General features: G+C 69.2%; 6 protein-coding genes. 5 read left to right on the top strand and 1 reads right to left on the bottom strand.

The genetic code is table 11. The features are described 5' to 3' along the window. Together RWP81_RS13440 and dhaM are read left to right on the top strand one after the other, a co-directional pair. Positions 1-137: DAK2 domain-containing protein (locus RWP81_RS13440; protein WP_314456895.1), on the top strand; the 137-nt coding region annotated here is incomplete at its 5' end. Further along, a complete protein-coding gene (dhaM, locus tag RWP81_RS13435; RefSeq protein WP_314456894.1) occupies positions 134-880 on the top strand; it encodes a dihydroxyacetone kinase phosphoryl donor subunit DhaM in 747 nt (248 codons plus the stop codon). The genes RWP81_RS13440 and dhaM, both read left to right, overlap by 4 nt. Positions 881-906: 26 nt before the next feature. On the opposite strand, the gene RWP81_RS13430 is transcribed toward dhaM, so the two are convergent. Further along, positions 907-1,872 carry a sugar-binding domain-containing protein gene (locus RWP81_RS13430; protein WP_314456893.1) on the bottom strand — a complete coding sequence of 322 codons (966 nt, stop codon included), beginning with the start codon at positions 1,870-1,872 and terminating at the stop codon, positions 907-909. Between the two features lie 110 nt (positions 1,873-1,982). Between RWP81_RS13430 and RWP81_RS13425 the strand changes: the two genes are divergently transcribed. The 3 genes from RWP81_RS13425 to glpK all read left to right on the top strand — a co-directional run bounded on the left by RWP81_RS13425 (position 1,983) and on the right by glpK (position 6,165). Then, positions 1,983-3,701 (top strand): glycerol-3-phosphate dehydrogenase/oxidase, encoded by a 1,719-nt coding sequence (locus tag RWP81_RS13425; RefSeq protein WP_314456892.1) that lies wholly within the window; start codon positions 1,983-1,985, stop codon positions 3,699-3,701. Positions 3,702-3,824: 123 nt separating this feature from the next. Beyond that, on the top strand, positions 3,825-4,580 hold the full coding sequence (locus RWP81_RS13420; protein WP_314456890.1) for an MIP/aquaporin family protein: 756 nt from the start codon (positions 3,825-3,827) through the stop codon (positions 4,578-4,580). Positions 4,581-4,653: 73 nt separating this feature from the next. Further along, the gene (gene glpK / locus RWP81_RS13415) at positions 4,654-6,165 is read left to right on the top strand and encodes a glycerol kinase GlpK (RefSeq protein WP_314456889.1); all 1,512 of its coding nucleotides are present in this window, start codon (positions 4,654-4,656) and stop codon (positions 6,163-6,165) included. Positions 6,166-6,169: the final 4 nt, after the last annotated feature.

Genomic DNA, 6,169 nt, shown 5'->3' with positions numbered 1-6,169 from the left:
CGACCGAACCGCTGGTCGCCCGCAAGGGGCGCGCGAGCTACCTGGGCGAGCGCAGTGCCGGGCACCTCGATCCGGGGGCGGCCTCGTCGACGCTACTTCTCGAGGCCCTGCGCGACACGCTGGCGGGCGCCGAGTGATCGGCATCGTCGCCGTCTCGCACAGCCGCGCCCTGGCCGAGGCGGCGGTCGAGCTCGCCCTCCAGATGGGCGGCGCAGAGCCGCCGGTGGTGCGGGTGGCCGCGGGCGGACCCGACGGCGGTCTCGGGACGGATGCCGTGGCCATCGCCACCGCCGTCGACGAGGCCGACACGGGCGACGGCGTGCTCGTGCTCATGGACCTGGGCTCGGCGATCCTCAGTGCCGAGACGGCGCTGGAATTCGTCGGCGCTCCCGAACGCGTGCGGTTGAGTTCGGCGCCGTTCGTGGAGGGGCTCGTGGCCGCTGTGGTCACCGCGGCCGGCGGTGCCGACCTCGCGGCGGTGGCGACGGAGGTGTCCGGGGCGGGCGAGGCGAAGAGACGTCAACTCGGTGACGCGGCCGACGAGCAGGACGACGGGCGCGACGCGGGCGACGGAGTCGCGGCATCCGGAGGCGGGTCGCCGGACGCGGAATCGTTCGAGGCGGTCGTCACGAATCCGTCGGGTCTGCACGCACGGCCCGCCGCGACCTTCGTCAAAGCCGCGTCGCGGTACGACGCCGACATCCGCATCGTCGACCTCGACGCGGGCGGCGAAGAGGTGTCGGCGCGCAGCCTGCTGGCGCTCATGGCGCTCGGGGTGCGCCGCGGATCGCGCGTCCGCGTGAGCGCGACGGGCCCGCAGGCCCACCCCGCGCTCGTCGAGCTCCGCGCACTCATCGACGACGGTTTCGGCGAACGCTGACCCGCGATCCGGCGGTCGGGGAGTGATCAGCGGGTAACACTGAGCAGGCGGCGAGCGAGCGCCTCCTCGACGACGAGTTCGGTCATCAGTCCCGCGGCGAGCGCTCCGCGCAGACCGTCGAGCTTCGACAGGCTCGACACGACGCAGAACCGCCGGGGGATGCGGCGGACGGTGTCGAGGTCGGGTCCGCTGGAGCGGGCGTTCAGCTCGGGGATGTCGCTCGACCCGTCCGCACGGTAGAACACCGTCGCGCAGTCGCCGACGACTCCCTCGCGCTCGATCACCGCACGGTCGCGCTCATCGAAGTAGTCGCCGCTGTAGACGTGCGAGGGGACGTCGGCGTGGGGCGAGCCGAGACCGAACACGAACAGCCCCACCCGCTGCTGGATCTCCAGCACCGACCGCACCGAGCGCTCGCGCCACATGGCGTGCTTGGTGCGCGGGTCGTCGAACAGCGCCGGCACCGGGAATTGGTGCACCGACGACGACCAGGCCGCACCGAACCTCGACAGGATCTCCCCCGCATACGGGATGCCGGAGGTACGGACGTTCGCGGCTCCGTTCATCTGCACGATGTGGGTGTCGTGCACGTCTTTGAGCGGCACATGGCGGGCCACCGCCGACAGCGTCGACCCCCAGGCCACCCCGACGGTCATGGACGACTCGACGCGCTCGGCCAGGATGCGCGCCGCGGTCAGGGCCGTCCGCTCGAGGCGCTCCGCCTCGGAGGTCCGTGCGGGCGTCGGCACGACATGCGCGGTGATGCCGAATCGGTCGGCGATGCGCTGCGCCATCTGCCCGCGCGCGTCGTCGGGTGGGCTGATCGAGATGGTGACGAGTCCCACGTCGCGGGCATGCTGCAGCAGACGCGAGACCGATGAGCGCGAGACGCGCATCTCGTGCGCGATGGCATCCATCGTGAGGTCCTGCATGTAGTACAGCTGCGCGGCGCGCAGCGCGTCGCGGGAGCGCTCCTCGGCTTGCGTCGTCACGGTCTGTTCGCCTTCACGGAGCCCATTCTGCACGTTTGTTCAAGGGGCTTGCAACAACGTGCACACAGGCGCATCCTCATCGGGTACCCCAAGGAAAGGTCGCAGTCGACATGTCGTCCCCCGCAACTCCGCTTCGCGCCGATGTTCAGGCGCTCCGTGACGCCGAAGGCCTCGACGTCCTGATCATCGGCGGGGGCATCAACGGCCTCGCCACTCTCCGCGACCTCGCCCTGCAGGGTGTGCGGGTCGCGCTCGTCGAACGCGGCGACTTCGTCTCGGGAGCGTCGTCGGCGTCGAGCCACATGGTGCACGGCGGCATCCGCTACCTCGAGAACGGCGAGTTCCGTCTCGTGAAGGAGGCGGTGACCGAGCGCAACGACCTGCTCAAGACCGCTCCCCACTACGTCAAGCCGCTCGAGACGACGATCCCGATCTATAAGACGTTCTCCGGCATCCTCTCGGCCCCCTTCCGCCTGCTCGTCACGCACGGCCGCGGCAAGCCCAACGAACGCGGCGCTCTGCTGATCAAGGTCGGCCTGATCATGTACGACACCTTCTCGCGCGACGGCGGCTCGGTCCCCCGGCACAAGTTCCTGGGTAAGAAGAAGTCGCTCGCCGAGCTTCCCCAGCTCAACTCCGACCTCGCCTACACCGCGACCTACTTCGACGCGTCCATGCACGACCCGGAGCGCATCGCCCTCGACGTGCTGCGCGACGGCATCGAGGCCGGTGGCGGTCGCACGCAGGCGGTCAACTACGTCTCGGCCGTCGGTGCCGACGCCGACGGCGTCCGCGTCCGCGACGAGGTCTCGGGCGAGGAGTTCAGCGTCAAGGCCAAGGTCGTGCTGAACACGGCGGGCCCCTGGACCGATCTCGCCAACGCGGCGATGGGGCTCACCACGACGTTCATGGGCGGCACAAAGGGCTCGCACATCGTCCTCGACAACCCCGAGCTGCTCGCAGCCACCGGTGGACGCGAGATCTTCTTCGAGCACTCCGACGGCCGCATCGTGCTCATCTACCCCCTCAAGGGCCGCGTGCTCGTCGGCACCACCGACATCGACGCCGATCCGTCGAAGCCGGTCGTGTGCACCGACGACGAGATCGCCTATTTCTTCGACCTCATCGGACATGTCTTCCCGAAGGTCGGGGTGGATCGCTCGCAGATCGTCTACACGTTCTCCGGCATCCGTCCGCTCCCCCGCCACGACGACACCGCCCCCGGCTTCGTGTCGCGCGACTACCGGATCGTCGAGGACGAGATCGCCGGAGTCCCGGCCCTGAGTCTCGTCGGCGGTAAGTGGACGACTTTCCGCGCCCTCGCCGAGCACATGAGCATGAAGACGCTGCAGAAGCTGCGTCGTCCGCACCGGGTCAGCACGCAGGGGCTGTCCATCGGCGGCGGCGCCGGATACCCCGCCACCCCCGAGCAGCGGCGTCGTTGGGTCTCGGCGCGCACGAATGCGCACAGCGCCGACCTCGTCGAGGCGATGCTCGAGCGCTACGGCACCCGCGCGGACGCGATCCTCGCCGCCCTTCCCTCGGAGCCGACCCCTGTCTCCGACGCTCCCGGCTACTACCGGGAGGAGCTGACCTGGATCGCCGAGAACGAGCAGGTCGTGCACCTGATCGACGTGCTGCTGCGGCGCACGCACCTCGCTTTCGTCGGCGGGATGACCGACCGCACCCTGCGCGAAGTCGCCGAGACGATCGCCGCTCCGTTGGGCTGGGATGCCGATCGGGTCGACGAGGAGGTCTCCCGCACGACGGAGATCCTGCGCGCCTCCCACCGTGTGGACCTCGCTCAGGCCGGAGTCGCTCGAATCTGAGAGAACGTGCGGGCGCGCCGTCTATTGCGCGCCCGCACACCGGTCGTAGGTTCAGAGCACTGAGCCGCATAACATCACCCGCGCCGAAGTTGTCCGGGTGACCGAAGAAAGGTCGATGACGACATGCTAGAAGTCAACTTGGGGCTGTACTTCCTCTCGGAGGTGGTCGGCACCGCGATGCTCATCCTGTTGGGTTGCGGCGTCGTGGCGAACGTGGCCCTGGCCAAGACCAAGGGCAACGCCGGCGGAACCCTGATGGTCAACTGGGGATGGGGGCTGGCGGTCTTCGCCGGTGTCATCGTCTCCGCGTATTCGGGCGCACAACTGAACCCCGCGGTCTCGATCGGCCTGCTGGTGGCCGGCAAGATCGCCTTCGTCCAGTTCCTCGTGGCCGTCGCAGCGCAAATGGTGGGTGCCATCATCGGTGCCGTGCTCGCCTGGGCGTCCTACAAGCAACACTTCGACGACGAGCCCGACCCCGCCGCCAAGCTCGGCGTCTTCTCCACCGGTCCCGCCATCCGCTCTTACGGCTTCAACTTCCTCACCGAGGTCATCGCCACCTTCGTCCTGGTGTTCGTGATCTTCGGCTTCAGCGACTACGGCGTGGCCGACATCGGCGTCCCGGGTGGCATCGGCGGCCTCGCAGCCGTTCCCGTGGCCCTGCTCGTGGTCGGTATCGGCGCCTCGCTGGGTGGCCCGACCGGCTACGCGATCAACCCCGCCCGTGACCTCGGACCCCGCATCGCCCACGCGATCCTCCCCATCAAGGGCAAGGGCGGCAGCGACTGGGGCTACGCCTGGGTCCCCGTGGCCGGCCCCCTCGTCGGTGGTCTGCTCGCGGGCCTGCTGGCTCCCGTGCTCCTCGGCCTCGGCTCCTGACCCCCCGGGACGCCGTCGGCGCCCGACCCGCTTTCCCACCTCTTCCACTGAAACAAGACAAAGGAGTCCCTCCATGGCCGACTACGTCCTCGCCATCGACCAGGGCACGACCTCGACGCGCGCGATGATCTTCGACAAGTCCGGGAGCGTCGTCTCCGTCGGGCAGAAGGAGCACGAGCAGATCTTCCCCCGCGCGGGATGGGTCGAGCACGACCCGCTCGAGATCTGGCGCAACACCCAGGAGGTGATCGGCCTGGCCCTCAGCCGCGCCGACATCACCCGTCACGACATCGCCGCGGTGGGTATCACCAACCAGCGCGAGACCGCGGTGGTCTGGGACAAGAACACCGGCAAGCCCGTCTACAACGCCATCGTCTGGCAGGACACGCGCACGCAGTCGATCGTCGACCGCCTCGCCGACGGCGACCCCGAGCGCTACAAGAGCATCGTGGGGCTGCCGCTGGCGACCTACTTCTCGGGCACCAAGATCGTCTGGATCCTCGAGAACGTCGACGGCGCACGCGGCAAGGCCGAGGCCGGCGACCTCATCTTCGGCACCACCGACACCTGGGTGCTGTGGAACCTCACGGGCGGCACCGACGGTGGCGTGCACGCCACCGACGTCACCAACGCCAGCCGCACGCTGTTCATGGACCTCGAGACCCTGGAGTGGCGCGACGACATCCTGTCGGACTTCGGTGTTCCCCGCTCGATGATGCCCGAGATCCGCTCCTCCTCCGAGGTGTACGGCGCCGTCGAGTCCTCGTCTCTGCTGCGCGAGACCCCGATCGCCGGCATCCTGGGCGACCAGCAGGCCGCGACCTTCGGTCAGGCCGCCTACGACCCGGGCGAGAGCAAGAACACCTACGGCACCGGAAACTTCCTCATCTTCCAGACAGGTGAAGAGATCGTCCGCTCGAAGAACGGTCTGCTGACCACCCTCGGATACAAGCTCGGCGACCAGCCCGCGCACTACGCACTCGAGGGATCCATCGCCGTCACCGGCTCGCTCATCCAGTGGCTGCGCGATCAGCTCGGCATCATCTCCTCGGCTCCCGAGGTGGAAGCCCTGGCCCGCTCCGTCGACGACAACGGCGGGGTGTACTTCGTCCCGGCGTTCTCGGGGCTGTTCGCGCCCTACTGGCGCCCCGACGCCCGTGGCGCGATCGTCGGCATGACCCGCTTCGTCAACAAGGGCCACATCGCCCGCGCCGCCCTCGAGGCCACGGCCTTCCAGACCCGCGAGGTGCTCGAGGCCGTCAACGCCGACTCGGGCGTGGACCTGACCGAGCTCAAGGTCGACGGCGGCATGACCGCCAACGACGAGCTCATGCAGTTCCAGGCCGACATCCTCGGCGTGCCGGTCGTGCGTCCCGTCGTCGCCGAGACCACCGCCCTCGGTGCCGCCTACGCCGCGGGTCTCGCCGTGGGCTTCTGGGACAACCTCGACGACCTCCGCGCCAACTGGCAGGAGGACAAGCGCTGGGAGCCCGACATGGACCCCGCCGAGCGCGACCGCGAGCTGCGCCTGTGGAAGAAGGCCGTCACGAAGTCGATGGACTGGGTCGACGACGACGTGCGCTGAGCAC

The sequence above is a fragment of the uncultured Microbacterium sp. genome, assembly GCF_963521695.1.
Taxonomy (GTDB): domain Bacteria; phylum Actinomycetota; class Actinomycetes; order Actinomycetales; family Microbacteriaceae; genus Microbacterium.
The sequence above is the reverse complement of the archived record's forward strand: the minus strand, read 5'-3'. Positions and strand labels throughout refer to the sequence as shown.

Coding starts and splice junctions, on each gene's coding strand:
- RWP81_RS13425 (WP_314456892.1), top strand. CDS start 1,983: ATGTCGTCCCCCGCAACTCCGCTTCGCGCCGATGTTCAGGCGCTCCGT.
- RWP81_RS13420 (WP_314456890.1), top strand. CDS start 3,825: ATGCTAGAAGTCAACTTGGGGCTGTACTTCCTCTCGGAGGTGGTCGGC.
- glpK (WP_314456889.1), top strand. CDS start 4,654: ATGGCCGACTACGTCCTCGCCATCGACCAGGGCACGACCTCGACGCGC.